Source organism: Salinifilum ghardaiensis, assembly GCF_054491345.1.
This window is the reverse complement of record NZ_CM137101.1, coordinates 654,012-680,869: the sequence shown is the minus strand read 5'-3', so window position 1 is coordinate 680,869 and position 26,858 is coordinate 654,012. Positions and strand designations below refer to the sequence as shown.

Annotated in this window: 21 protein-coding genes; 14 read left to right on the top strand and 7 right to left on the bottom strand. The window is 73.5% G+C overall.

What is annotated here, in order from left to right; translation table 11 throughout:
• The first annotated feature begins 228 nt into the window (after positions 1-228).
• The 4 genes from ACVGV0_RS03015 to ACVGV0_RS03000 all read left to right on the top strand — a co-directional run bounded on the left by ACVGV0_RS03015 (position 229) and on the right by ACVGV0_RS03000 (position 5,327).
• Positions 229-1,980 carry a serine/threonine-protein kinase gene (locus ACVGV0_RS03015; protein WP_459158324.1) on the top strand — a complete coding sequence of 584 codons (1,752 nt, stop codon included), beginning with the start codon at positions 229-231 and terminating at the stop codon, positions 1,978-1,980.
• A gap of 217 nt (positions 1,981-2,197) precedes the next feature.
• Positions 2,198-3,019: a purine-nucleoside phosphorylase gene (locus ACVGV0_RS03010; RefSeq protein ID WP_459158323.1), complete on the top strand. Its 822-nt coding sequence runs from the start codon at positions 2,198-2,200 to the stop codon at positions 3,017-3,019.
• 44 nt (positions 3,020-3,063) lie between these two features.
• A complete protein-coding gene (locus ACVGV0_RS03005) occupies positions 3,064-4,746 on the top strand; it encodes a phospho-sugar mutase (RefSeq protein WP_459158322.1) in 1,683 nt (560 codons plus the stop codon).
• A 119-nt stretch (positions 4,747-4,865) separates the two neighbouring features.
• Positions 4,866-5,327 (top strand): flavodoxin family protein, encoded by a 462-nt coding sequence (locus tag ACVGV0_RS03000; RefSeq protein WP_459159904.1) that lies wholly within the window; start codon positions 4,866-4,868, stop codon positions 5,325-5,327.
• 521 nt (positions 5,328-5,848) lie between these two features.
• Here the strand turns inward: ACVGV0_RS03000 and ACVGV0_RS02995 are convergent.
• The 3 genes from ACVGV0_RS02995 to lat all read right to left on the bottom strand — a co-directional run bounded on the left by ACVGV0_RS02995 (position 5,849) and on the right by lat (position 9,509).
• The gene (locus ACVGV0_RS02995; RefSeq protein ID WP_459158321.1) at positions 5,849-7,036 is read right to left on the bottom strand and encodes a glycosyltransferase family 2 protein; all 1,188 of its coding nucleotides are present in this window, start codon (positions 7,034-7,036) and stop codon (positions 5,849-5,851) included.
• A 257-nt stretch (positions 7,037-7,293) separates the two neighbouring features.
• Positions 7,294-7,920, bottom strand: a complete 627-nt coding sequence (gene upp / locus ACVGV0_RS02990) for a uracil phosphoribosyltransferase (RefSeq protein ID WP_459158320.1) — start codon at positions 7,918-7,920, stop codon at positions 7,294-7,296.
• A gap of 152 nt (positions 7,921-8,072) precedes the next feature.
• Complete coding sequence (lat, locus tag ACVGV0_RS02985) at positions 8,073-9,509, bottom strand: L-lysine 6-transaminase (protein ID WP_459158319.1); 1,437 nt, start codon at positions 9,507-9,509, stop codon at positions 8,073-8,075.
• A 337-nt stretch (positions 9,510-9,846) separates the two neighbouring features.
• Between lat and ACVGV0_RS02980 the strand changes: the two genes are divergently transcribed.
• Positions 9,847-11,253, top strand: a complete 1,407-nt coding sequence (locus ACVGV0_RS02980; RefSeq protein WP_459158318.1) for a sugar porter family MFS transporter — start codon at positions 9,847-9,849, stop codon at positions 11,251-11,253.
• Positions 11,254-11,300: 47 nt separating this feature from the next.
• On the opposite strand, the gene ACVGV0_RS02975 is transcribed toward ACVGV0_RS02980, so the two are convergent.
• On the bottom strand, positions 11,301-13,607 hold the full coding sequence (locus tag ACVGV0_RS02975; protein WP_459158317.1) for a heavy metal translocating P-type ATPase: 2,307 nt from the start codon (positions 13,605-13,607) through the stop codon (positions 11,301-11,303).
• Between the two features lie 438 nt (positions 13,608-14,045).
• On the opposite strand from ACVGV0_RS02975, the gene ACVGV0_RS02970 reads away from it, so the two are divergent.
• The 5 genes from ACVGV0_RS02970 (at position 14,046) to ACVGV0_RS02950 (ending at position 19,173) form a co-directional block, all read left to right on the top strand.
• Entirely contained in the window at positions 14,046-14,681 is a 636-nt protein-coding gene (locus tag ACVGV0_RS02970) for a TetR/AcrR family transcriptional regulator (RefSeq protein ID WP_459158316.1), read from the top strand.
• The gene (locus ACVGV0_RS02965; RefSeq protein WP_459158315.1) at positions 14,678-15,676 is read left to right on the top strand and encodes an ABC transporter ATP-binding protein; all 999 of its coding nucleotides are present in this window, start codon (positions 14,678-14,680) and stop codon (positions 15,674-15,676) included. Before ACVGV0_RS02970 ends, ACVGV0_RS02965 begins: the two co-directional genes overlap by 4 nt.
• Positions 15,673-16,416 (top strand): fluoroquinolone export ABC transporter permease subunit, encoded by a 744-nt coding sequence (locus tag ACVGV0_RS02960; RefSeq protein WP_459158314.1) that lies wholly within the window; start codon positions 15,673-15,675, stop codon positions 16,414-16,416. Before ACVGV0_RS02965 ends, ACVGV0_RS02960 begins: the two co-directional genes overlap by 4 nt.
• Complete coding sequence (locus ACVGV0_RS02955) at positions 16,416-17,147, top strand: ABC transporter permease (protein ID WP_459158313.1); 732 nt, start codon at positions 16,416-16,418, stop codon at positions 17,145-17,147. The genes ACVGV0_RS02960 and ACVGV0_RS02955 overlap by 1 nt, the downstream gene beginning before the upstream one ends.
• Positions 17,148-17,211: 64 nt before the next feature.
• Complete coding sequence (locus ACVGV0_RS02950) at positions 17,212-19,173, top strand: cytochrome c oxidase assembly protein (protein WP_459158312.1); 1,962 nt, start codon at positions 17,212-17,214, stop codon at positions 19,171-19,173.
• Here the strand turns inward: ACVGV0_RS02950 and ACVGV0_RS02945 are convergent.
• The 3 genes from ACVGV0_RS02945 to ACVGV0_RS02935 all read right to left on the bottom strand — a co-directional run bounded on the left by ACVGV0_RS02945 (position 19,134) and on the right by ACVGV0_RS02935 (position 23,017).
• Entirely contained in the window at positions 19,134-21,461 is a 2,328-nt protein-coding gene (locus ACVGV0_RS02945) for a heavy metal translocating P-type ATPase (RefSeq protein ID WP_459159903.1), read from the bottom strand. The two genes, ACVGV0_RS02950 and ACVGV0_RS02945, sit on opposite strands and share 40 nt — an antisense overlap.
• Positions 21,462-21,543: 82 nt before the next feature.
• Positions 21,544-21,687 carry a hypothetical protein gene (locus ACVGV0_RS02940; RefSeq protein WP_459158311.1) on the bottom strand — a complete coding sequence of 48 codons (144 nt, stop codon included), beginning with the start codon at positions 21,685-21,687 and terminating at the stop codon, positions 21,544-21,546.
• Between the two features lie 43 nt (positions 21,688-21,730).
• Positions 21,731-23,017, bottom strand: a complete 1,287-nt coding sequence (locus tag ACVGV0_RS02935; RefSeq protein ID WP_459158310.1) for a benzoate/H(+) symporter BenE family transporter — start codon at positions 23,015-23,017, stop codon at positions 21,731-21,733.
• 455 nt (positions 23,018-23,472) lie between these two features.
• Between ACVGV0_RS02935 and ACVGV0_RS02930 the strand changes: the two genes are divergently transcribed.
• The 4 genes from ACVGV0_RS02930 to ACVGV0_RS02915 all read left to right on the top strand — a co-directional run bounded on the left by ACVGV0_RS02930 (position 23,473) and on the right by ACVGV0_RS02915 (position 26,784).
• Positions 23,473-23,679: a type II toxin-antitoxin system VapB family antitoxin gene (locus ACVGV0_RS02930; protein ID WP_459158309.1), complete on the top strand. Its 207-nt coding sequence runs from the start codon at positions 23,473-23,475 to the stop codon at positions 23,677-23,679.
• Positions 23,676-24,083 (top strand): PIN domain-containing protein, encoded by a 408-nt coding sequence (locus ACVGV0_RS02925; RefSeq protein ID WP_459158308.1) that lies wholly within the window; start codon positions 23,676-23,678, stop codon positions 24,081-24,083. The genes ACVGV0_RS02930 and ACVGV0_RS02925 overlap by 4 nt, the downstream gene beginning before the upstream one ends.
• A 219-nt stretch (positions 24,084-24,302) precedes the next feature.
• Complete coding sequence (locus ACVGV0_RS02920; RefSeq protein WP_459158307.1) at positions 24,303-25,208, top strand: AurF N-oxygenase family protein; 906 nt, start codon at positions 24,303-24,305, stop codon at positions 25,206-25,208.
• A 4-nt stretch (positions 25,209-25,212) separates the two neighbouring features.
• Complete coding sequence (locus ACVGV0_RS02915) at positions 25,213-26,784, top strand: FAD-dependent oxidoreductase (protein ID WP_459158306.1); 1,572 nt, start codon at positions 25,213-25,215, stop codon at positions 26,782-26,784.
• Positions 26,785-26,858: the final 74 nt, after the last annotated feature.

Sequence of the window (26,858 nt, the reverse complement as noted above, 5' to 3'; positions counted from 1 at the left end):
GTGCGCCGAAATCGGTGTCCGCCAATCTAACCGAACAGTACGATGTATGCCCAATAGCGCATATGTCGCGCGCGGCGGGCCCCGACGGCGAAAGTCGTTTTCACGGAGCACGATCGACGCACGTTAACAACTCCCCGCGACCCACTTGGTGGGAAAAATCACTCGCGATCCGGACTTCGCAACCGGACGAGCGAATTCCGCACCACTGCGCCGAGCGCGCGCGGGACAATGATCCGCGTGACCACCGACAGCGACGCCGACGGCGCCGGGCGCCTCATCGGCGGGCGGTACCGCCTGGACACGCGGCTCGGCCGCGGCTCCATGGGCACCGTGTGGGCCGCCACCGACGAACTGCTGTACCGCCCGGTGGCGGTCAAGGAGATGCGCCTGCCCGAGGGCCTCCCCGAGGAGGAGGCCGCCGAGCTGCGCGAGCGCGCCCTCCGCGAAGCCCGCGCGATCGCGGCGCTGACTCACCCGAACGTGGTGACGCTGTACGACGTGGCCCGCGAGGAGGGCCAACCGTTCGTGGTCATGGAGCTCGCCCCCGCCCAGAGCCTCGCGTCCATCCTCGACGACCACGGTCCCCTCGATGACACCCAGCTGGCCCTCGTCGCCGACGGTGTGGCCGCCGGGCTCGACGCGGCGCACCGGGCCGGGATCGTCCACCGCGACGTCAAACCCGGCAACGTGCTCATCGGGGACGAGGAGCGGGTCAAGCTCACCGACTTCGGCATCGCGCGCAGCCTCAACGACAGCACCATCACCCGGACCGGGACGATGCTGGGCACACCCGCCTACATCGCCCCGGAGACCGCCGAGGGGCACGGTGCGGCGGCGGCAGGCGACCTCTGGGGGCTCGGCGCGACGCTGTACGCCGCGGTCCGGGGGGCACCGCCGTACGACGTCGAGGACGACCCGCTGGAGACGGTCGCCAGCGTCGTGCGCGGCCCCGTCCCGGCGCCGCCCCGCGAAGGCCCCGTCGGGGAGGTCATCGCGGGCCTCATGGTCAAAGACCCCGGTGCCCGCATGCCGCTGACCGAGGTGCGCCGCCGCCTGCAGCCGCTGCTGCCGGAACCGGGCGCGCACCCGTTCGCGATGCTGCTCGACCCGGACGCGCCGACGGTCCGCTTGGTCCGCGAGCGCGCGCGGAGCGCCACCGAGGACGCGGAGCGCCCCGAGCGGCCGGAGCCCGGGGGCGGCGCGGCGAGCTCCTCCGCGGCGGACGCCCCTCCCAGCGGCGCTTCCCCCGACGGCGGGGGTGGCGACGCCGCCCCGCTGGCCGCCAGCCCCGGAGCGCCCCCCTTCCCGCTCACCCCGCAGCGCCCGCGCCGCTCCCGGTGGCGCACGGCGGTGCTGGCCTGCTCCGCGGTGCTCGTGTTCGCGGTGGCCGCGGCGGCCGGTTTCGCCGGCACCCGCGCGGTCGCCGGGGTCCCCGTGCTGCCACCGAGCCTGAGCAGCAACACGGTGGACCGACCACCCGCGCTCGGCACGCTCATGCCGTACTCGGACAACGCCAAGCACACCTCGGCGCCCGCCGGCGGCCGCTTCTCGCTGAGCGTGCCCGAGGGCTGGGAGGTGTTCCACTACGAGGGACGCGAATTCGCCCCGAACAAGACCATCTCGTTCGTCTCCCCCGACGGGACGGTCGAGCTGGCGGTCCAGCGGTTCGGCGGGCTCCTCGCGACCGAGCGCTCCACAACGGACTACCTGCGGCGGCTGCCGGAGCTGGCCGGCGGCTCCCCGCAGGAGTTCGAGCTGCTCTCGGACACCGCGGAGCCCGGGGGCAACGCCCACCAGGTGCGCTACACGACGACCGAGCGCGGCGCCGGGGACGAGCGGATGCGGCGCAGCTCGATCGCGGAGGTGCTGCAGCGGGGGGACGACCTGTGGATCGTCCGCGTGACCGCACCGGAGCACTTCGCCAAGACCGGCCGCGAACTGTTCGCCGCCGTGCTGCCCGGCTTCCGCACCGCGCAGTGACCCGCGGCAGGAGTCCGACCGCTCCCCGGCACCTCGTTCCCGGGGAGCTGTTCCCCGGCAGCGCTGCGCACGTGGGCGCTGTCCCCCGGCTCTGCCCCCCGGCTCTGTCCCCCGGGCTCTGTTCCCCCGGGCTGGGCAGCCCGCCCGACGCGCCGGGACGCGTCGGGTGCGGCCAAGCACACGACCGGCAAGCCGCGCGGCCACTAAGCTGCGGGGCGTGACTGCTTCGAACGCTGACACCACCGCCCTCGAGCCCGCGGACGTCGCCCGGCGCGCCGCGGACGCGCTCGCCGAACGCACCGGCACCCCGCAGCACGACATCGCGGTCGTGCTCGGCTCCGGGTGGCAACCGGCCGCCGAGCAGATCGGCACCCCGGCCGCCGAGATCGGCATGGAGGAGCTGCCCGGCTTCGCCGCACCGACCGCGGTCGGGCACAGCGGCAGGGCCTGGTCCGTGCCCGTCGCCGGCAAGCGGGTGCTCGTGCTGCTCGGGCGCACCCACCTGTACGAAGGCCGCGGCGTCGACCCCGTCGCGCACGGCGTGCGCACCGCAGCGGCCGCCGGGTGCCGGACCGTCGTGCTCACCAACGCGGCCGGCGGGCTGCGGGAGGGCTTCGACGTCGGCCAGCCCGTGCTGATCAGCGACCACATCAACCTCACCGCGCGCTCACCGCTGGTGGGGGCGGAGTTCGTCGACCTCACCGACCTGTACTCGCCGCGGTTGCGCGCCCGCGCGACCGAGATCGACCCCTCCCTCGCCGAGGGCGTCTACGCCGGTGTCGTCGGACCGCACTTCGAGACCCCGGCGGAGATCGGCATGTTCCAGCAGCTCGGCATCGACCTCGTCGGCATGTCGACCGTGCTGGAAGCGATCGCCGCCCGCGCTGCGGGACTCGAGGTGTTCGGGCTGTCCCTGGTCACGAACCTCGCCGCGGGGCTCAGCGGTCAGCCGCTGGACCACGAGGAGGTCCTCGAAGCCGGCCGGGCCTCGGCCGCGAGGATGGGGCAGCTCCTGCGCTCCCTCGCGGAAACCGCTTAGGGAGCCCCGGAGCACGGGAACGAACCGGGGTGGGGACATTGGCCATGGACGCAACGATCAGGCAAACTGCGCGGGAGTGGGTCGCCAACGACGTCGATCCACTCTCGCGCGAGCAGCTCGACGACCTGCTCGCGCGGTCCGACGCCGGTTCGGCGGAGGCCGCGCAGGAGCTGGCCGAGCGCATGTCCGGGCTGCCCCGCTTCGGCACCGCGGGGATGCGCGCGCCCGTGCGGGCCGGCGCCAACGGCATGAACCGCTCCGTGGTGATCCGCACCACGGCGGGGCTCGCGGACTGGTTGCGGCGCGCGGAACCGGGCGGGCTGGTCTTCGTCGGGCGCGACGCCCGGCACGGTTCAGAGGCGTTCGCGCGGGAAGCCGCGGCGGTGCTCGCCGCGGCGGGCTTCGACGCGAGACTGCTCGCCGATCCCCTGCCCACCCCGGTGCTGGCCCACGTGACGCGGGCGCGCGGGGCCGCGGCCGGCATCCAGATCACCGCCTCGCACAACCCGCCCGCGGACAACGGGTACAAGCTCTACCTGCGCGGCGGGGTGCAGCCGGTCGCCCCCACCGACGCGGAGATCGAGAACGGGATCGCGGCGTCCGCGCCGGCCGCAGCCGTGCCCCGCGCGGACACGTGGCAGTGGTGCACCGACGCGCTGGAAGGCTACCTCGACCGCGTGATCCACCTGACGCGCCGGACCGACCGGTCCGCAGCGCCGCGGGTCGCGGCGACCGCGCTGCACGGCGTGGGGGCCGGGCCGCTGCGCGAGGCGCTGCGGCGCTGCGGGGTCGGCGACGTGTCGTTCGTGCCCGAGCAGGAGCACCCGGACCCCGAGTTCCCGACCGTGAACTTCCCGAACCCGGAAGAACCGGGAGCGACCGATGCCCTGCTGCGGCACGCGCAGAGCAGCGCGGCGGACCTCGCGATCGCGCTCGATCCGGACGCGGACCGCTGCGCGCTCGGCGTGGCCGACGGCGGGCGGTGGCGGATGCTGCGCGGCGACGAGACCGGTGTCCTGCTCGGCTGGCACGTCCTGTCCACGTTGGGGGGAGGGCGCGCTCCGGTGCCGCTGGTGGCCAGCACGCTCGTGTCCGCCACGATGCTCGGCCGCATGGCCGAGGACTTCGGCCTGCGCCACGCCGAGACCCCCACCGGGTTCAAGTGGCTGGTCCGCGCCGGCGACGGGCGGGGCACCGGCCTCGTCTACGCCTACGAGGAGGCCCTCGGCCACTGCGTCGACCCCGAGCACGTGCGCGACAAGGACGGGATCTCGGCCGCGGTGCTCTGCTGCGACCTCGCCGCGCGGTTGGCCGCGCAGGGCCGCGGCCTGCCGGACCTGCTGGACGAGCTGTTCCTGCGCTACGGCGTGCACAGCACCGACCAGGTCTCGCTGCGCGTGTCCGACAGCGCCGAGCGCGCGGCGCGGCTGCGCGAGCGGCCACCGGCCGAGCTGGCCGGGACGCCGCTGCGGCTGCGCGATCCGCTCTCCGCCACCGACGCGCTCGTGCTCACCGGTGACGGGGGCACCCGCGTGGTCATCCGGCCCTCCGGGACGGAACCGAAGCTGAAGTGCTACCTGCAGGTGGTGGAGCACCCCGCGCCGGATGCGCACGCCGGTGACGCGGCCGCGGCGCTCGCGGCGGCGAAGCAGCGCGCGAGCGACCGGCTCGCGCGGCTGGGCACGGCCGTGGGGGAACTGCTCGCACCGGACGAACCGGCGCCGTGACCAGCGCGTCGGTGAGGACCGTGCGCTGATCCGCGCACGCCCTGGTCCGCGCGCCCCCGCTGATCCACACACTCCCGGTGGGTTGCGCGCTCGCGCGCATCCGCGAGAAGGTCAACAACGTGCCCAGGCTGCTGATCGTGCATCACACCCCGTCGCCGAACCTGCAGTCGATGCTGGAAGCAGTGCTCGACGGGGCGGCCACCGACGAGATCGAGGACGTCGAGGTCGTGCGCAGGGCCGCGTTGGAAGCGACCGCGTCCGACGTGCTCGCCGCCGACGCCTACGTGCTCGGCACACCGGCCAACCTGGGCATGATGAGCGGGGCCCTCAAGGTCTTCTTCGACACCATCTACTACCCGTGCCTGGACTCCACCCGGCAGCGGCCGTACGGCCTGTACGTGCACGGCGGCAGCGACACGACCGGCGCGGTGCGCGGCATCGAATCCATCACCACGGGACTCGACTGGGCGAAGGTCACCGACAACGTGTCCGTCACCGGGGAGCCGGACAAGGACGACGCGGAGGCGTGCTGGAACCTGGGTGCCACGGTCGCCGCCTACGCCGCCGGGCTGATGCCGTGACCGCTCCCCACCGCACCCTCCCCGCCGCGCCCGGCCCGGGCGCCGGCGCAGCGCCGCGTCCCGGTGCGCCCGGCAGTCGCCGCCGCTCGCGCACCGTTCCCGGCGAAGCCCGCGATCCCGGCAGCGCTCGCAAACCCGGCGACACCCGCAACCCCGGTGGCACCGGCTCCGCGCGTGCGCGAAAACCGTGGTCACACGGGCAGATTACCCCAGTTGATCTTGGTCGACGTGGAACGAGTAACCTAATCGTGTCGTCGAGGTTCGCCTTGGCGGCCAGTGGGCGCCCTGAGCAGAGCCCGCCTTCCCTCATCACCGTGCGATGTTCAGGGCGCCCCAGTCCGTGGCCACATCGGCCGCCCTCCCCGCAACGCGCGGCCCTCGCGGGGAAGGTGACCGCCGCACCCCGCGCACGCGCGCAACGGTGCGCCACGGTGGGACCACCATCGTCGCAGCCGGGCCCGGAACTCGCGCGTTCCGGCACGCCGGGGACGCACCGAACAGGTCGTTGACCGCGGGAGCGGTCAGTAGCGCGTGCGGCGTCCCTTCCACGCCGTCTTGCCGCGCACGACGCGCACCACGCCGTCGAGCAGGACGCTGCCGAACAGCGCGCCGGACGCCGGGGCCAGCGGGGCGTACCGCGGGTCCGAGCCCATCAGCCGCGCGGTGCGCGCGTGCGCGGCGCTCTGCACGGCCCAGCCCGCAGCTCCCACCGCGGCCAATCCGCGCCGGCGCGTGCCCAACCCGACCAGCGCGGCCGCGGGAGCGGCCAGCGACGCCGCGATCTGCCCGACGCCGATCGCGGTCAGCGCGGGCACCGAACCGCGCGTGCCCGCCACGAAGCTCTTCCGGAACGAACGCCAGCCCTGGCGGAACGGGTCCATGCCGGTGGTGATCGCGTGCCTGCCCGAATCGACCAGCTGCGTCGTGCCCCCGTGGTCGCGCACCCGCGTCGCGATCGCGATGTCCTCGTTGCGCACGGACGCCAGCGCGGACCACCCGCCGATCTTGTCGTAGTGCGAACGTCGCAGCAGGATGCAGTGACCGATCGCGAAGGCCTTGCGGCCCCGCCCGTCCGGCGCCGCGTTCTCCCCGATCAACTGCAGGCCCGCGGGCATCAGCCAGGGCCAGGTCGCGGAGTGCTGCTCCGGCGGGCTGCCGGGCGTGGACACCAGGTCCGCATCGGCTCCCTCCGCCGTCGACAGCAGGCGGCCGACCAGTTCGGGGCCGAGCTGCATGTCCGCGTCCACGAACATGAGCCACTCGCCGGCCTCCGGCTCGTCCGCGTGCGCGACCCCGGAGTGCATCGCGTGGACCTTGCCGCTCCACCCCTCCGGGAGCTCGTCCAACCGGACCACGCGGACCCGCGGGTCCTCCTCGGCGTGCCGGCGGGCGATCACCGGTGTGTCATCGGTCGAGCTGTCGTCGACGACCACGATGCGCAGCGCGCTCCCCTCGGCACCGGTCCGGCTGCCGTGGGTCTGCTCCCGCAGCGCGCGCACGCACGCGTCCAGCACAGCGGCTTCGTTGCGGGCCGGCACGACAGCGGTGACCTTCGGCGGCAGCGTGCTCGGGGTTCCGGGAGCACCGAGCGGCAGCACCGCACGTACCTGGGACAACGTCCGTGCGTTGCGGTACACCACCCCGGCGGCCGCCGCCCCCAGCAGGCCACGGGCCCCCGCGCGTAAGAAACCGGATTGTCGTGATGTCACCGTGACAGGCTCCCACGAACTCGCCGAGATCTCCGCCCCCCGGGCGTGAATCTCATGCCTCGGGTGCATGACCGCGAGACAACGGCGAACCAACGCAGGCGGCCTCGCGCCGCGAGCGGCCACGCGGATCGGGTGGCCGCGTGCTCGGCCGCAGCGCTCCGCCGGGCGAGGCGGCGCAACCGCTTCCGCGCCACGTGCGCAGACCGCCCCGTCGGGGGTTCCCACCCGAACCACGACGTCAACCGATCCGCGGACGCTCAGGTGACGGCGCCGTACTCGCGATCCCCGGCGTCCCCGAGCCCGGGCACGATGAAGCCCTTCTCGTCGAGCCGGTCGTCCACGCTGGCGGTGACGACCCGCAGCGGCAGCTCCGACTCCTCGAGCCGCCGCAGGCCCTCCGGCGCGGCCAGCGTGCAGATCGCGGTGACGTCGCTGGCGCCCCGCTCGACGAGCATGCGGATCGTGTACGCCATCGACCCGCCGGTGGCCAGCATCGGGTCGAGCACGAAAACCGGGCGTCCGGAGAGGTCCGCCGGCAGCGACTCCAGGTACGGCGTCGGCCGCAGCGTCTCCTCGTCGCGGGAGAGCCCGACGAAGCCCATCTGCGCTTCCGGGATCAGGCGGTGCGCCTGGTCCGCCATCCCGAGCCCCGCCCGCAGCACGGGGACGAACAGCGGCGGCTCGGCCAGCGCGTACCCGCTGGTGCGCGTGATCGGCGTCTCGACGTCGTAAGTGGCCACCTCGGCCTCGCGGGTGGCCTCGTACAGCAGCATGAGCGTCAGTTCCTGCAGCGCCGCGCGGAACGCGGCGCTGTTGGTGCGCACGTCGCGCATCGTGCTCAAGCGCGCCTTGGCGAGGGGGTGGTCGATGACCCGGACATCCATGAATACCTACGGTAACCGGAGGCGCGGCGCGCACGACGGACCGGCGGCGCGGGCGTGGCCTCCGTCGCACCACCGGGCCGCGGGGACACCGCGGGGTGGGCGGGGACACCGCGGGGCGGAGCGCTCGGCTCCGCCCCGCTCCCCTCCCCCGGTCAGCGCGCCTGCCGCACGCACGTGCGCATCGCCGCGACCGCAGCGGAGATCTCCTCCTCCGAGACGGTCAGCGGAGGACGCCACCGCACGGAATCCGGCCCGCTGGGCAGGAAGAGCGTGCGACAGCGCCGCCGGGCCTCGGCGATCACGCGGTCCCGCACGGTGCGGTCGTGAAAGCCGATGGCGCACATGAGACCACGACCGCGCGGGTGCCGCAGCACGGCGGGGAACTCCGCGGCGAGCTCGTGCAGCTCGTTCCGCAGCACCTCCCCCATCCGGGCGGCGTGGTCGAACAACCCCTCGCGTTCGATCGTCCGCAGGATGTGCGTGCCCCGCACCATGTCGACCAGCGAACCGCCCCAGGTCGAGCTGATCCGGCTGGGTTCCCGGAACGCGTTGTCCTCGACCTCCAGCACGCGGCGTCCACCCTGGACACCGCAGACCTGCATGCGCTTGCCGAAGGCGATGAGGTCGGGACGCAGGTCGAGGTCCACCGACACCCAGGGCGCCCCGGCGGCGGCCCCCGTCTGCACCTCGTCGGCGACGGTGAGCACGTCGTACTCCGCGCACAGCCCCCGCACCTCCCGCAGGAACCGGGAGCGCAGGTGCCGGTCGCCGCCCTCGCCCTGGACGGGTTCGTAGACGAAGCAGGCGATCTCCGCACCGTGGCGCTCCAGTTCGGCGCGCGCCTGCTCGAGCGCGGCGGTCTCGGCGGGCAGCAGTCCGGGGGTGTCCCACTCCGCCGCGGACGCGGTCGGGGCGGGGATCCGCGGCCAGTCGAACTTGGGGTAGTCGCGGACCTTCGCCGGTTCGGTGTTGGTCAGCGACATCGTGTACCCGCTGCGGCCGTGGAACGCGTGCTGCAGGTGCAGCACCCGGTGCCCGCGCGCGGCCACGCCGGCGCGCGCGTTGCGCTTCGTCTTCCAGTCGAACGCGATCTTGAGGGCGTTCTCCACCGCGAGCGTGCCGCTGTCGATGAAGAACAGCAGCGGCAGCTCGGGGTCGCCGGCGACGCGGCGGAAGGCCTCGGCGAACTCCGCCTGCTCCACCGTGGCGAAGTCCGGATTGGACGGTTTCGTGCGCGCGGCCCGCAGCAGCGCCCGTTCGCACGAGGCCTCGCGCAGCGCCGGGTGCCCGTGCCCGAGCGGCGCGGAGCTGAAGTACATCGTCATGTCGAGGTACTCGGTGCCGTCGCGGGCGTCGGAGAAGCGGCATCCGCTGCCGGAGTCCAGGTCGACGACGATGTCGAGCAGATCGCCGGTGACGCTGGCGCGCAGGTCCTGCACCGCGTGCGCGGCGGTGACCGCGCCGTCCTCCCGGGGATCCGGCACCGCGGCGCCCGCGCTGCGCGCCTCGGCGCTCGCGCCGGCGCTGCCGGCTCCGGGGTGGTCGTGCCGTGTCGTGGCGTCGCGCGCCGTGTCGTCCCGCAGGGTCATCTCCGGCCTCCCGAGCACGCCGAGGGAACGGTTTTCCCTTCCACACCTACAGTAGCTCAATGATATCCTGCAAAACACAGGTAAACCAGGAAAATTTCCTACTCGGTAGCGCATCAGCCGGAAGGAGGACCCCGGCAGAGCACGGTGGCGGCCCCGCTCCCCTCCGCGGCGGGGTGGAGCCCGCCGACCGCGGCGCCCCCTCCGCGCCGGAGCCGTCCGGCGTCCACAGTGCTCGGACGTGCGACGTCCGCGGTCCGGCGGAAACCCCGCGCTGCTCGTACGATCCGGGCGTGCGTTCTCCAGTTCGGAGCCGGCACCGCCGTCGGAGGGAGCTGCCGTGACGAGTGGCACCGCACGCGAGAGCAACGGCCCCCGGCGCGCCAGCGGAAGCGGCCTCGTCATCGGCGCGTCGATCATCGCGGCGTTCGGCGGGTTGCTGTTCGGCTACGACACCGGCGTCATCTCGGCGGCCATCCTCTACATCCGACCGGAGTTCGGATTCGGCGACTCCACGCAGGAAGTCGTGACCGCCTCGATCCTCGTCGGCGCGGTCATCGGCGTGCTCATCGGCGGCCCCGTGTCCGACCGGGCGGGACGCCGCAACACCCTCATCGCCGTGACCGTGCTGTTCATCCTGGCCACGCTGGCCTGCGCGCTGGCACCGAACGTGGCGTTCCTGGTGGCGTCCCGCGGATTCCTCGGCGTGGCCATCGGGATCTCCTCGCTCGTCGTCCCCGGCTACATCGCCGAGATGGCGCCACCGCACCGGCGGGGCACGCTCGTGTCGCTGCACCAGTTCATGGTCACCGTCGGCATCCTCGTCTCGTACGTCGTCGGCTACGGCCTGTCCCACACCGGCGCGTGGCGGTGGATGCTCGGCGTGGCCGTGCTGCCCGCCGTGGCCATGTTCCTCGGTCTGCTGCGACTACCGGAGAGTCCGCGCTGGCTGATCACGCACGGCCGGCAGGACGAAGCGCGGGCCGTGCTCGCCCGCACCCGGCCGCCCGAGCACGTCGAGTCCGAGCTCACCGAGATCCGCGACACGGTGCGGGCCGAGGGGCGCATCACCTACCGCGAACTGCTCGGGCCGCGCTACCGCCGGTGGGTCTCCGTCGGCGTCGCCGCCGCCGGCGGCAGCCAGGTCGTCGGGGTGAACGCGATCATCTACTACGCGCCCACGATCCTCACCGACGCCGGATTCGGCGATGCGGGCGCGATCCTGGCCTCGGTGGGCATCGGCACGCTCAACGTGCTGTTCACGATCTTCGCGCTGGTGTTCATCGACCGGCTCGGGCGGCGCCCGCTCATCCTCGGCGGCACGGTCGTGATCATCGCCGCCCTGGCCTTCATCGGCCTGCTGTTCACCCAGCCGGTGCAGGGCACGGTCGCCGTGCTGCTCATCGCCGCGCTGATCGTCTACCAGTCGGCGTTCGCCTGCAGCCTCGGCATCGCGATCTGGCTGGTCAACAGCGAGATCTTCCCGAGCAGCGTGCGCGGCAAGGCGGGTTCGTTCGGCATCGTCTCGCACTGGGCGCTGAACTTCGTCGTGTCCGTCTCGGTGCTCACGCTCATCGGCCTGTTCGGCGGACCCGCCGGGGTGTTCTGGCTCTACGGCGTGCTCGGGCTGTTCGTGCTGATCTACCTCTACCGCTGGCTGCCGGAGACGAAGAACCGCACGCTCGAGGACATCGAGACCGATCTCACCAGCCGCACCGGACGCCAGCGGGCCCGCCGCGAGGCGTGACCACCGCAGCGGCCGGGCTGGCGAGCACCGATCCGCACGGCTTCCCCTCAACGCGCCGCGGAAGCCGGCACCGCCGGACGCGGCTCGCTCGGGGCGGCACCGGCCTCCGCCCGGCCCGCGGCGCTGCGGAACCGCCGCAGGCGCAGGCTGTTGCTGACCACGAACACCGAGCTGAAGGCCATCGCCGCCCCGGCGATCATCGGGTTGAGCAGTCCGGCCGCGGCCAGCGGCAGCGCCGCCGTGTTGTAGGCGAACGCCCAGAACAGGTTGCCCTTGATCGTGCCGAGCGTGCGGCGCGACAGCCGGATCGCGTCCACCGCGGCCCGCAGGTCGCCCCGCACCAGCGTGAGGTCGCCGGCCTCGATGGCGACATCGGTGCCCGTGCCCATCGCGAGGCCGAGATCGGCCTGCGCCAGGGCCGCGGCGTCGTTGACCCCGTCGCCGACCACGGCCACCGCGCGCCCCCCGGCCTGCAGCTGCGCGACCGCGTCCACCTTGTCCTGCGGCAGCACTTCGGCGCGCACGTCGTCGATGCCGACGCCTTCGGCGATGGTCCGCGCGGCCGCCTCGTTGTCCCCGGTCAGCAGCACGGGGTGCAGTCCCAGCCCGCGCAGGGAGCGCACGGCCTCGGCCGAGGTCGGCTTGACCGCGTCGGCGACGACGAGCACCCCGCGGGCGAGGCCGTCGGCGGCCACGAGCACCGCGGTGGCGCCGCGCCGCTCGGCGGCCTCCCTGGCCGCGGTGAGCTCCGCGGGCACGGTGATGCTCCACCGCTCCAGCAGGGCCTGCCGACCGACGAGGACGGCGTGCCCGTCGACGATCCCGCGGACGCCGAGGCCCGCCTCGTTGCCGAACTCCTCGACCTCGCCGAGCCGGCCGGTGCGCTCGGCGGCATCGCGCGCGACCGCCTGCGCGACCGGGTGCTCCGAACCGCTCTCGACCGCGCCGGCGAGGGCGAGCACCTCCTCCTCGGAGCTTCCGGCGGTGGTGTGCACGCCGGTCAGCTCCATCCGCCCGCTGGTGACGGTGCCGGTCTTGTCCAGCACGACCGTGTCGACGCGGCGGGTGGACTCGAGCACCTCCGGGCCCTTGATGAGGATGCCGAGCTGGGCGCCCCGACCGGTGCCGACGAGCAGCGCCGTCGGCGTGGCCAGCCCGAGCGCGCACGGGCAGGCGATGATGAGCACGGCCACCGCCGCGGTGAACGCCTGCACCGGCCCGCCGGTGACCAGCCAGAACACGAGCGTGCCGAGCGCCAGGGCCAGCACGATCGGCACGAACACGGCGGAGATGCGGTCGGCGAGCCGCTGCACCTGCGCCTTGCCGCTCTGGGCGTCCTCGACGAGCCGCGCCATCTGGGCCAGGCGCGTGTCCGCGCCGACGCGGGTGGCGCGCACGACCAGCCGCCCGCCCGCGTTCACCGTCGCGCCGACGACCTCATCGCCGGAGCCCACTTCGACGGGCACGGACTCGCCGGTGAGCATGCCCGCGTCCACGGCCGAGGAGCCCTCGGTGACGACGCCGTCGGTGGCGATCTTCTCGCCGGGCCGGACGACGAAGACGTCGTCGACGCGCAGCTGCTCGACGGGCAGGCGGTGCTCCTCGCCGCCGCGCAGCACGGCGACGTCCTTGGCGCCCATGTCCAGCAGTTTGCGCAGCGCCGCACCGGAGCTGCGCTTGGACCTCGCCTCGAAGTACCGGCCGGCGAGCACGAACGCGGTCACGCCCGCGGCGACTTCGAGGTAGATCGCGCCACCGCCCTCGCCGCGCTGCACGGACAGCTCGAACGCGTGGGTCATGCCGATCTCCCCGGCGCTGCCGAACACGAGCGCGTACAGCGACCAGCCGAACGCGGCGAGCGTGCCCATCGAGATGAGCGTGTCCATCGTGACCGCGCCGTGCCGCAGGTTCGTCCACGTGGCGCTGTGGAACGGCAGCGCGCCCCACAGCACGACGGGCGCGGCCAGCACCAGCGAGACCCACTGCCAGGCGGTGAACTGCCACGCGGGGACCATCGCCAGCGCGATGACCGGTACGGACAGGACCGCGGAGACGAGCACGCGGGTGCGCAGCTCGGTCAGGCGCCGCTGCTCGGCCTGCTCGGCCTCCTGCTCCGGCGCGGGCAGGCGGGCGCCGTAGCCCGCGGCTTCGACGGCGCGGATGAGCTCGTCGTCGCCGACCGCGGCGGGGCGCTGCACCTTCGCCTTCTCGGTGGCGTAGTTGACGCTGGCCTCGACGCCGTCGAGCTTGTTCAGCTTGCGCTCCACCCGCGCGGCGCACGAAGCGCAGGTCATCCCTTCGATCGCCAGTTCCACGCCGGTCTGCTCGGAACCGGCTCCTCCGGGGTGCGGCATCGCCCGACTCCCTCCGCAGCGGTTGCGACACACCTGAAGTTATACCCTAGGGGGGTAGGGTGTCAAAGTCGCCGCAGTGCCGTGACCTTGTCGCGCCGCCTCGCCGAGGAGTACGGTTTTCGTGAACGGAAAACCACATTGTTCGCACGGATTCTCCACGAGCACCGCGACCACGCACCCCCGCCAGCCGGCCGCGGCGCCGGCAGGTCCGCTGATCACTCAGCAGGCGGCTCCGCACGAGGGACATGTCCATTCCGCGGGAATGCGCACACCGGGGGCGGGTGGGAGCGGCGGCCGCGGAGCACGCGGGAGGGTCTGGCGCCGGCGGAGCTCGCGCCAGCCCCGGCGAGAAGGCCCCAGCAGAAGCCGCCGGCAAGAAGTCCCCAGCAAGAAGCCCCGGGCAGGAAGTCCCCGGGCAGAGAAAGGCAGGGAGGCGGTATGCCCGCCAAGTTCACCGCGGAGGAGCGCGAACGCGTCACCGCGGAGCTGCTCTCCGCCGGCTACGAGCTGTTCACCACGCAGGGCCTGCGCAAGACCTCCCTGGAGGAACTCGCCGGCCGCGCGGGCATCGCCAAGAGCAGCTTCTACGCGTTCTTCGACTCGAAGGAGCAGCTCTACCTGGAGCTGATGCTCCGCCAGGCACCGCAGGTCGCCGAACGCGCCCTCGGCGACCTGCAGCAGGTCGGCGACGCGCGCACCGGCCTGGTGCGCATCCTCACCGGCAGCCGCGAGACCACCGCGAACGATCCGCTCTACCGGCGGCTGCTCACGCACCCCGACGAGCTCGAAGTCGTGCGCCGGCGCGTCGGCGCCGACGAGGCCGAACGGGTGCGGCCCCACCTCCTGCAGCCCGTCCTCGACTTCATCACCCGCTGGCAGCGGTGCGGGCAGCTGGTCGACGCCGATCCCGAGCTCGTGTTCGGCGTCATCCGCGCCGCCGGGCTCATCGCCGCGCACCGCGAGGAGTTCGGCGAGCACTACGAGGCGGTCGCGCAGCTGCTCACCGACGTGGTCGCCACCGGACTGACCACAGCGCACCGCGAGGACGCCGCGCACCGCGAGGACGCCGAATGACACGGGACACGAGCGACCACGCCCCCGCCGGGAACACCTCCACCGGCCACGCCCCCACCGGGCGCGCCCCCGCCGGGAACACCCCCGCCGGGTACCCCTCCGCCGGGCAGCGGTCCGCGGCGGCGGAGCCGACCGAGGCCGTGTCCGTGCAGGACCTGACCTACACCTACGCGGGTTCGTCCGAGCCCGCCGTGCGCGGCATGGGCTTCACCGTGGGGGCGGGCGAGGTCTTCGGGTTCCTCGGACCGAGCGGGGCCGGGAAGTCCACGACGCAGAAGATCCTCATCGGACTGCTGACGGGGCACGGCGGTCGCGTGTCGGTGCTGGGAGCGGATCCGGCCGCGGCGGGCCAGGACCACTACCGCAACATCGGCGTGTCCTTCGAACTGCCCAACCACTACCAGAAGCTGACCGCGCTGGAGAACCTGGAGCTCTTCGCGCAGCTGCACGACGGCGCCGCCACCGACCCGCGCGAGCTGCTGGACGCCGTCGGGCTGGCCGCGGACGCGCGCACGAAGGTCGGCCGGTTCTCCAAGGGCATGCAGGTGCGGCTGGGGTTCGCCCGCGCCCTGCTGCACGGGCCGGCCCTGCTGTTCCTCGACGAGCCCACCTCCGGGTTGGACCCGCGCAACGCGCGCCGGATCCTCGACCTGGTGCTCGAGCAGAAGGCCCGCGGCACGACGGTCTTCCTCACCACGCACGACATGGCCACCGCCGACGAGCTCTGCGACCGCGTGGCCTTCGTCGTCGACGGCCGCATCGCCGCGCTGGACGCGCCCAAGGAGCTGAAGGTCGCCCGCAGCCAGCGCGCGGTGCGGGTGGAGTACCGCACCGGGTCCGGCGAGCTCGCCGCGGCGGAGTTCGACCTGGACGGGCTCGCCGATGACGCCGCGTTCCGGGAGCTGGTGCGCACGCAGCGCGTGGAAACGCTGCACAGCCAGGAGGCCACCCTCGACGACGTGTTCGTCGAAACGACCGGGAGGAGCCTGCGATGACCACCGCCGCACTCGCGCCCCGCGCAGCTCTCCGCCGGTTCGGCACCGCGCTGCGGCTGGAGCTGCGGCTGCAGTACCGCTACCGGTTCCTGCACGCCGGTGTGTTCTCCGGGCTGCTGTGGTTGGCGATCCTGCTGCCGATGCCGCGGGACCTGCGCTCGCTGGCCGAGCCGTACGTGATCCTCGGCGACCTGTCCATCGTCGGCTTCTTCTTCATCGCCGGTGCGGTGTTCTTCGAGAAGGGCGAACGCACGGTGCACGCCCTGGTCGTCACACCGCTGCGGTTCGGCGAGTACCTGGCGTCCAAAGTGGTCCTGCTGACAGCTCTGTCCACAGTGCTCGCCCTCGTGGTCGCGACGGTCGCGCACGGGACCGGCTACCACCCCGCCCCGCTCGTGGCCGGCGCGGTGCTCGGGACGGTGATCATGCTGCTGGTGAGCTTCGCCAGCTCGATGCCGTTCGCCTCCGTCAGCGACTGGTACCTGCCGTCGATGCTGCCGCTGGCGCTGTGCACCCTGCCGATCTTCCCCTACTCCGGGGTGTGGCAGAGCTGGTGGTTCGCGCTCATCCCGACCTACGGGCCGCTGCACCTGCTCGGCGCGGCGTTCGACCAGGTCGCCCTGCCACCGGGGATGGTCGCCTACGCGCTGCTCTACCCCGTGGTCTGCGCCGCGGTGCTGTGGTGGTTCGCCGGGCGCCTGTTCACCCGCTGCGTCGTCGCGCGCTCGGGAGGTGCGTGATGGCCAGCGCCTTCGCCGTCCTCGGACGCAACGACCTCCGCGGCATCCGGCGGGAACCGCTGCTCATCGCCGTCGTGCTGGCCCCGCTGGGCTGGATCGCGCTGCTCCGCTTCGGCACGCCGCCCGTGGCCGCGGCCGTGCACGCGCGCTACGGCCTGGACCTCGCGCCGTACCACCCGCTGATCCTGACGGCGTTCCTGCTGCTGACCAGCCCGGTCGTGGTCGGCGGCCTCACGGGGATGCTCGTGCTGGACGAGCGCGACTCCGGCACGCTCACCGCGCTGCGCGTCACCCCGGTGCCGCTCCTCCGGGTGGTGGCCTACCGCGCGGTGACGGCGTTGCTGCTGACCGCGCTGTACACGGTCGCGACGATGGCCGCCAGCGGCATGCTGCCCGCGGAGCAGCTGCCCGGGCTCGCCGTCATCGGCCTGGGCAACGGCCTGTGCGGAGTCATGTTCGCACTGCTGGTCCTGGCGCTGGCGCGGAACAAGGTGGAGGGGCTGGCGGTCGTGCGCGGCGTGGCGATCGTGCTCGCGGGTCTGCCGCTGATCGGCTACTTCCTCGACTCGCCGTGGCAGCTCGCGCTCGGGGTCATCCCCACCTACTGGCCGGCCCAGGCGTACTGGACCCTGTCCGAGGGCGGCCAGTGGTGGCCCCACGTCCTCGGCGGCCTCGCGGTCAACGGCGTGCTGGCCCTGCTGCTGTACCGGCGTTTCGCGCGGAGCGTGTGACCCGCCGCGGAGCAGCGCACCGGGGTGCGGAGGGGCGCAGGTGCCGCCGCGCGAGAATGGCGCCGTGACATCCGCACGCAGATCCGCACCGACCTGGCTGCTCGTCGCCGGTCCGGTGCTGGCCGCCGCCGTCGTCGCCGCGATCGCCCTGGCCGCGGGCACCGCGCCCTACGCGGCCGTGGGCAGCGCCGACCCCGGGGCGGTCATCCGCATCGGTACGCCCGTGCTGCGGCTGGTCACCGAACTGGCCGCCGTCGTGTGCCTCGGCGCGCTGGCCTTCGCGACCTGCTGCACGCGCGCCCAGTCCTCCGGCACGGTCACCGCCCCCGCCTACGCGCAGCTCCGCGTGGCCGGGCGCACCGGGATCGCCTGGTGCGCGGGCGCGCTGCTGCTGGTGCCGTTCAGCGCCGCGGAGCAGGCCGGGGTCCCGCTGCGCGAAGCGCTCGTCCCCGAGCAGCTGCTCGGCCTGCTGCCCGCGCTGGAGACCCCGCGGGCGTGGCTGGTCGCCGCGGTGCTCGCCGCGGTCGTCGCGTTCGGCGCGCGGACCGCGCTGGCCTGGCGCTCCGCCGCCGGGCTGCTGGTGCTGGCCGCGCTCGCGCTGCTGCCGCCGCTGGTGACCGCGCACGGCGCCTCCGACGCGGGCCACGACCTGGCCATCGCCGCGCGGGTGATGCACGTCCCGGCCGCGGCCCTGTGGCTCGGCACGCTCATCGCCCTGCTGGCCCACGCGCGCCGCGCGGGCGGCCTCGGCGGTGAGCTGGCGGCGCGGTACTCGCGGCTGGCCGCGGCGTGCCTGCTCGTGCTCATCGCCTCGGGCGTGGCCGACGCGTTCGTGCTCGTTCCGCCGTCCGAACTGCTCACCTCACCGTACGGCCGCGCGCTGCTGGTCAAGACGCTGCTCGTCGCCGCGCTGGCCGCCGGTGGGCTCGCGCTGCGGCGCCGGGTGCTGCGCGGCCTGGACCGACCGGGGCAGGGCTGGTCCGGACCGCTGCGGCTGGCCGGGACCGAGCTGCTCGTGCTGCTGGGCGCGGTGGGGCTGTCGATCGGGCTGACGCACCTGCCGCTGCCGGCGGCGCTGGACCGGGCCGGCGGCACGCAGGACACGCTGCTCGGCTACCACCTGGCCGGGCCGCCCACGCCGTGGCGGCTGCTGACCGACTGGCGGCTCGAGCTCGTGTTCACCGCGCTCGCCGCGGCCCTGGCGGTCGCATACCTGGTGGGGGTGGTGCGCCTGCGGCGGCGCGGCCTGCGGTGGCCGCTGGCCCGCACGCTGGCCTGGCTCGCCGGGTGCCTGCTGCTGCTCGTGGCGACCTCCTCCGGTCTCGGCCGGTACGCGGCGGCGATGTTCAGCATGCACATGGCCAGCCACATGCTCGTGTCCATGGCCGTGCCGGCGCTGCTCGCTCTCGGCGGACCGCTGACGCTGCTGCGCACCTGCGGCCGCGGCGGCAGCGCGCAGCTGCCGGGGGCGTCCGACTGGGCGGACCTGCTGCAGGACTCGCGGGCGGTGCGCTGGCTGACGCACCCGCTCGTGGCGCTGGTGCTGTTCGCCGGATCACCCTTCCTGCTGTACTTCACCGACCTGTTCGACGCCCTCGTGCGCTACCACTGGGGCCACATCCTCATCAACGCGTGGTTCCTCGTGGTCGGCTACCTGTTCGCCTGGCCGCTCATCGGCGCCGACCGGGCGCCGCGGCCGCTGCCGAGCATCGCGCGGCTGGGCATGCTGCTGGCCGCCATGCCCGCCGACATCGTCTTCGGCGCGCTGGTCATCGGCACCGACAGGGAGATCGGCAACGGCCCGGCCGCGTCGAACATGTACGAGGCGCTGGCGCTGCCGTGGGTGCCGGACCTGCTGGCCGACCAGCGGCTGGGGGGCATCCTCGCGCTGGTGATCGGCGAGCTGGTGCTGTTCGGCATGCTGGCCGCGCTGCTCGCCCGGTGGTCGCGCACCGACGAGGTGTTCGCCGCCTCGTCGCCGGAGGACTACCGCGCGGCCACCGGAGCGGGCGCCGCCTCGCGCTGAGCGCCGGCGCCCCGCCGGCCGCCCGCCTCCGCGAAGGTGCGCAGCCGCATGCTGTTGGACACCACCAGCAGCGAGGACAGCGCCATCGCGGCCGCGGCGACGAGCGGGTTGAGCAGGCCGAGGGCCGCCACCGGCAGCGCGGCCACGTTGTAGCCGAACGCCCAGGCCAGGTTGCCGCGGATGGTGCCGAGCGTGGCGCGGGCCAGGCGGACCGCGGTCGGCACCACGTGCAGATCGGTGCGCACGAGGACCAGGTCTGCCGCGCCGATGGCCACGTCGGTACCGGTGACCACGGCCAGCCCGAGGTCGGCGCGCGCCAGCGCCGGGGCGTCGTTGACCCCGTCGCCGACCACCGCCACCGCGCTGCCCCGCTCCTGCAGCCGTTCCACCACGGCGGCCTTGTCCGCGGGCAGCACCTCGGCGATCACCTCGTCGACGGCGATCTCGTCGGCCACCGAGCGCGCGGTGGCCTCGTTGTCCCCGGTGAGCAGCACCGTGCGCAGCCCGAGGGAGCGCAGCTCGGCCACCGCCGCAGCCGCGCTCGCGCGCACCGCGTCGGCCACGGCGAACAGCCCGACCGCGGCTCCGTCGCGCGCCACGCAGACGGTGGTGCACCCGGAGCCCTCCCACTGCTCGCGCACCTCGTCGAGCTCGGCGGGCAGCTCGACGCCCTCCTCGGACAGCAGCCGCCGCGAGCCGACGAGGACCTCGTGGCCCTCCACCGCGCCGCGGGCACCGAGACCGGAGAGCCCGGCGAAGCGCTCCACCTCCGGCAGCGCGCCGACCGCGTCGGCGGCGTGCGCCGAGATCGCCCGGGCCACCACGTGCTCGGAGGCGTGCTCGACCGCGCCGGCGTGCCGCAGCAGCTCACCGGTGTCACCGGTGGCGCGCACGTCCACCACGGACATCCGGCCGGTGGTGACCGTGCCGGTCTTGTCCAGCACCACCGTGTCCACGGCGCGCGCCGATTCCAGCGCCTGGTGGCCCTTGATGAACACGCCGAGCTGGGCGCCGCGGCCGGAGGCCACCAGCAGCGCCGTCGGCGTGGCCAATCCGAGCGCGCAGGGGCAGGCGATGATGAGCACGGCCAGGGCGGCGCCGAAGGCGGTCTCCACCCCGCCTCCGGCGAGCATCCACCCGGCGAAGGTCAGCGCGGCCAGCGCGAACACCGCGGGGACGAACACGCCCGAGATCCGGTCGGCGAGCCGCTGCACCCCGGCCTTGTCGGTCTGCGCCCGCTCGACGAGGTCGACCAGCTGGGCCAGCTGCGTGTCCGAGCCGACGCGCTCGGCGCGGACGAGGAGGCGCCCGCCGAGCGCCGTGGTGCCGCCGATGACCGCGTCGCCCGCGGTCACCTCGGCCGGCACCGACTCGCCGGTCATCGAGCTGCTGTCCACGGTGGCCGCGCCGGACTCGACGACGCCGTCGGTGGCGACGGTCTCACCGGGGCGCACGAGGAACCGCTCGCCCACGCGCAGCTGCGAGACCGGCACGGTGGACTCGGAACCGTCCGCGGCCACCACGACGACCTCGCTGGCGCCGAGCTCGGCCAGGGCGCGCAGGGCACCGCCCGCGGTGCGCTTGGCCTTGGCCTCGAACATCCGCCCGGCGAGCACGAAGATCGTCACGCCCACGGCCACTTCGATGTACAGCGCCCCGCCGGGTTCGAGCACCAGCCCGAGCACGCCGTCGGCCGAGCGCTGCACGTCGCCGTAGGCGAACGCCGCGTAGAACGACCAGCAGCTGGCCGCGATGATGCCGACGGACACCAGCGTGTCCATCGAGCTCGTGCCGTGCCGCGCCGCGGTGAACGCCTTGTGGTGGAACGGCCAGGCGCACCAGGTGACCACGGGCAGCGTCAGCAGCACCAGGCCCCACTGCCAGCCGGGGAACCGCAGCGACGGCACCAGCGCCAGCGTGATCGAGAAGTCCGCCAGGGGCACGCCGAGCAGCAGGGCGAGCACGAGGCGGCGCCACAGGTAGCGCACGCGGTCCTCGTCCGGGTGCGCGTCCTCCTCGTCGGGGTGGTCGCGCTGCACCGGGCGGGCCGTGTAGCCGGCCTTCTCGACCTGCGCGACGAGCTGGTCGACGTCGACCTCCGCGGGGGCGCGCACCGCGGCGTTCTCGGTGGCGTAGTTCACGCTGGCCGAGACGCCGTCGAGCTTGTTCAGCTTGCGCTCCACCCGCGCGGCGCACGCGGCGCAGGTCATGCCGCCCACGGCCAGTTCGACCGCGCGCTCCTGCCCGACGCCCTGCTCAGGTTCGACGCGGGGCTCCACCGACACGATCAGCTCCCATCGCGGTCCGGCACATCCGGCAGCCACGATACTGCGCAGCCGTGACCGCGCCCGGCGGCGGTGCGCTGCCGGCTCAGCCGACCCGCACCCGGGTGCGCAGCCGCGGGCCGCCGGCGCTGCGCCCGATCTCGGCGGTGCAGTCGCCGGGGACGAGCCGCCAGCCGTGCCGCGAGGTGTCCCAGATCTCCGCGGCCCGCCGCGGAAGCGCGATGCGCACCGGCGGTCCCGCCCGGTCCGGTTCGGCCGGCGCCAGCTCCGGGTCAGGCCGCCCCGCCGGACTCCCGGGCCGCGGCGAAGTCCCGCCGCTCCAGCACGGCGGAGACCGCCACACCGGCGACGAGCCCCCAGAACGCCGAGTTGATGTTCAGCGGCTGCACGTCGGAGACCGTGACGAGCAGCGCCACCAGCGCGCCGAGCGTGCACCCGCCGCGGAACGCGGTGGTGAAGGCGCCCTGCAGCGCGCGCAGCATCGCGAGACCGCCGAGCACGGCGATGAACTCCGGTGGCGCGGCGAGCATGAACCGCACGAAGGCGGGGGCGAACAGGCCGGTGACGATCGCCAGCAGCCCGCAGACCAGCCCCGCGGTGTACTGCCGGTCCCGCTCGCCGGAGGCCGTCAGCAGCGCGTTGGTCGGACCGGTCAGGCAGGTGGACACGGCGCCGACGAACGCCGCGGGCAGCGACCAGAGCCCGCAGAGGACGGCGGACGTGTTCACCGGCGGCTCGTGGCCGGCCTGCCGCAGCACGGCGATGCCCTGGCCGTTCTGCACGACGAGCACCGTCACCGCCAGCGGGACGACGAGCTCGAGGATCGCCGCCCACGACCACTGCGGGGTCTGCAGCAGCGGGCTCGCCAGCCACCCGGCGCTCCGCCCGGAACCACCGGTGAAGCGCCCGCCCGCGAGGAGCACCACCGCGCCCACCACGAGCGCGCCGAGCACCGGTGGGACCTTCGCACCGCTCGCGTGCGCGCTCAGCAGCGCGAACACCGCGACCATCGGCACCGCCAGCACCGGGTCCGCACCGAGCGCGGTGATCAGGTCGAGGCCGAAGCTCAGGAAGACCCCGGCGACCATGGCCATGACGATCGGCACGGGCAGCGCGGCCATGACCGCGCGCACCCATCCGGTCAGCGCCAGCGCGAGGACGAGCAGCCCGGTGACGACGAACGCGCCGAGCACCTCGGGCCAGGCCAGGTGGTTCAGCGATCCGCCGACGACGACCGTGCCGGGGATGGTCCAGAAGAACGCCAGCGGCTGGCGGTACAGCCACGAGGCCAGGACGGTCAGCACGCCGTTGAGCGCGAACACCCCGAACACCCACGAGGCCAGCTGCGCCTGCGACAGGCCGCCGCGCGTCCCGGCCGCGAGGATCACCGCGATCGGCCCGGTCGCGGAGAACACCAGACCGATGAGGCCGTTCGCCGCGGTGGTCGCGGTGAGGTCCGCGATCGCGCGGCGCGGGCCGGCCACCGGGCGCGCTGGGCGCTCGAACCGCGGGGCCGGTGCTGCTCCGGTGCGCGCCTCCTGCCCGGTCGTGCTGGTCACGGGACCTCCCTGCAACGGCGGCGGGGATGCCGCGGTGCGCGGACGCACCGGCCGGCCCGGTGCTGGGCGGGGCGACCCTGCGGAGGTCGCCGGGACCGGTGCGGCGGCCGAGTATTCCGAGCGGATCCCGCGGCGTGAAATATCGACCGCGACCGGGTTCATATCCGGCGCGGATCAATCGGATCGCGACCTCGGCGAGCTGCCGGAACCGCCCGATGCGACCGGGGGCGGGGCGCGGGGCTGCCGCACGGGCACCCGTCGCCTGTTCGGACGGCAGCGCCCCTCGATCACGGCCGGATGCTGACCGCATCCGGGCATATCGATCGACAGCACTCACAACACCACTCGCATGCATAAAAATCGAGGTATCGCAAGTTGCGCGATGAACCATGAAAGCATTTACAATAGATAACTTTGTGCTACAATAGCGCCCTCAAGGGCGCAAATATGAGGTGATGATGATGCGAACAACACTGTCCATCGATGACGACATGTTGCGATCTGCTGCAGAAGAGCTGGGCACCCAAGGTGCAGCCGAGACTCTCAGGGCTGCCCTCGCGCACATCGTGGCCGAACGGAAACGACGGGACGCCCTCTCAGGATTCGACCTCATCAGCACCAGCCTGTCGCAGCCGGAGGCCCTGGACGGAGCTTGGCGTTGAGCTACCTCCTGGACAAGTCCGCCTTCGAACAACGGCATCAATCCGCTGACGCCAAGACACGTCTGGATCACCACCTGCTCGCCGGGGAACTGGCCACCTGCGAAGTCATCGCGTTGGAAATCCTCTACTCGGCGCGTTCGGCCGCTGACTACAGCGCCATGCGCTCCACGCTCGACGCGTTGGAATGGCTTCCCACCACCACCGAAGCACTCCGACGCGCACTCGACGTGCAGCAGCAGCTCGCGCAGCGCGGCAAGCATCGGCGCCCCATACCGGACCTGATCATCGCCGCAACGGCGGAGCTGCACGACGCGACCGTGCTGCACCACGACAAGGATTTCGACCTCATAGCCGAGATCACGGGGCAGCCCGCGGAATGGATCGCGACCCCGACGAGCCGCTGAAACCGCCCGATGCGACCGGGGAGCCCGCCGGCCCCGACGGCGGGTTCCGGGCGCTCCCCGCCCGCGGGTCCACCAGCGGCCCAACAGGAGCGACCAAATGAGTGATTTGCGCCACACGCGCTTGTGTGCGACGTCCCACGCGGTACCCAATAACTGTTACTTCGAGTAACACTTACCGCTTGGTAACGGACAGAGTCGTCACCGTCGCAGGGAGCTCCCATGACCGCGGATCACACGGCCCCGCCGCAGTCCGACCGCCACGAGACGGCGGACCGGCTGCTGCGCTCCTCGGAGACCCTCTCCTACGACCCGGCGCAGGAGGTCGACTGGGAGACGCCGCTGGACACGAACTACCACGGCACCAGCCCGGAGTGGAGCACCCTGTACGGAACCGCCTACTGGCGCGAGATGACGCCGGAGCAGCAGCGCGAACTCACCCGGCAGGAAGCCGCGTCGGTGGCGAGCACCGGCATCTGGTTCGAGATGATCCTGCAGCAGATGATGCTGCGGGACTACTACGCGAAGGACCCGACCAACCCGGACTTCCAGTGGGCGCTGACCGAGATCGCCGACGAGTGCCGGCACTCGATCATGTTCGCCCGCGGGGCCGCCAAGCTCAACGCGCCCGCCTACCGCCCGCGGCGGACGGCCGTCGAGCTCGGCCGCGTGTTCAAGTCCGTCGCCACCGGCGAAGCCGCCTACGCCGCGATCCTCGTCGCCGAGGAAGTCCTCGACGTGATGCAGCGCGACTGGATGCGCGACGAACGCGTCGTGCCGTTCGTGCGCACCGTGAACAACATCCACGTCGTCGAGGAATCGCGGCACATGAAGTTCGCCCGCGAGGAGACCAAGGCCCGCCTGCAGGGAGCGAGCCGGCTGCGGCGGGAGATCAACGCGGTCGTCGTCGCGATCGCCTCCTACTTCATCGTCACCAGCATGGTCAACGACACGGTCTACGAGCGCGCCGGCCTGGACGCGAAGCGCGCCATCCGCGAGGCGAGGACGAACGAGCACCACAAGTCGATGCTGCGCTCCAGCTGCTCCGGGCTGATGGAGTTCCTCAGCTCCGCCGGCCTGCTGACCAAACCGGCGCAGCAGATCTACAAGCGCGCGAACCTGATCTGATCCCATGGCATTCGCGATCACCCAGACCTGCTGCAACGACGCGTCCTGCGTGGCGGTCTGCCCGGTCAACTGCATCCACCCGACGCCGGACGAGCCGGACTTCGGCAAGACCGACATGCTGCACATCGACCCGGCGACCTGCATCGACTGCGGTGCCTGCGCCGATGCGTGCCCGGTCGAGGCGATCTTCCCGGTCGAGAAGCTGACCGAACCGCTCAAGGACTACGCCGACATCAACGCCGCCTACTACGCGGAGCGGGAAGCGGCGCCGGCGAACGCGGACCCGGCGCCGAACTTCCACAGCTGGAACCCGCCGGTGTTCCACCGGAACCTGCCGCCGGACTTCCCGCAGCTGGACGTCGCCGTCGTCGGCACCGGCCCGGCGGGGATGTACGCCGCCGAGGACCTGCTGCTGCACACCAGCGCCCGGGTCACGCTCATCGACCGGCTGCCCACCGCCGGCGGTCTCGTGCGCTACGGCGTGGCACCCGACCACCCGTCGACCAGGAAGATCGGCGAGACGTTCAGCCGCTTCCACGACCACCCGCGGGTGCGGCTGCGGCTCGGCGTCGAAGTCGGCGAGGACGTCACCGCCGCGGAGCTGGCCGAGCAGCACGACGCCGTGATCTACGCAGTCGGCGCTTCCACGGCCAAGCGCATCGGCCTGACCGGCGAGGACCTGCCCGGCAGCATCGCCGCCACCGATCTCGTGGCCTGGTACAACGGGCATCCGGACGTCCCGGCGGGCGGGCTCGACCTCTCCGCCGAGCGGGCGGTCGTGATCGGCAACGGCAACGTGGCGCTCGACGTCGCGCGGATCCTCACCGCCGACCCCGAGCAGTTGGCGGACACGCCGATCTCTCCCGCCGCGCTGGAGCAGCTGCGGTCCAGCAACGTGCGGGAAGTCGTCGTCCTCGGCCGGCGCGGCCCGGAGGCCGCCGCCTACACGGCACCGGAGCTGCGCGCGCTCGACCAGCAGTCCGGTGTGGACCTCGTCGTCGACGGGCACGATCCGCGCACCGCCGCGGGCATCGATGCCGCGGGTGAGGCGGAGAAGGCGGCGCTGCTGCGCGGCGTCCCCCGCGAAACCGTCGACTGGTCCGCGCCTCCGCAGCCGGGGCGGCGCCGCATCGTGCTGCGCTTCCACTCCGCACCGCGGGAGTTCCTCGGCGAGGACGGCGTGCGCGGGCTGCGCGTCACCGGCAGCGGTGCTGGTGGCAGCGGTTCCGGTGGGACCACTGTGGACATCAGCACCGGCAGGGTGGTCACCGCCGTCGGCTACCGCGGCACGGCGCTGCCCGGTCTGCCGTTCGACGAGGCCAGCGCGACGATCCCGCACACCAGCGGGCGCGTGGACGACCGCCCCGGCACCTACGTCGTCGGCTGGGTCAAGCGCGGCCCCTCCGGCGGGATCGGCGCGAACAAGACCTGCGCGCAGGAAACCGTGGGGGCGCTGCTCGAGGACGCCATCGCCGGGCGGTTGCGGCCCGCCCGCGCGCCGCGACTGACCGAGCGGGCCGCGTCCGTGCTGCAGCGCCTGCGCAAGAAGCCCTCCGACGCCCTCGACCACAGCTGAGGCCGGGCACCCCCGGAGGACCGGGCACCGCCCGGAGGATCCGGAACCACCCGAGCAGTCCGGATCACCCCGAC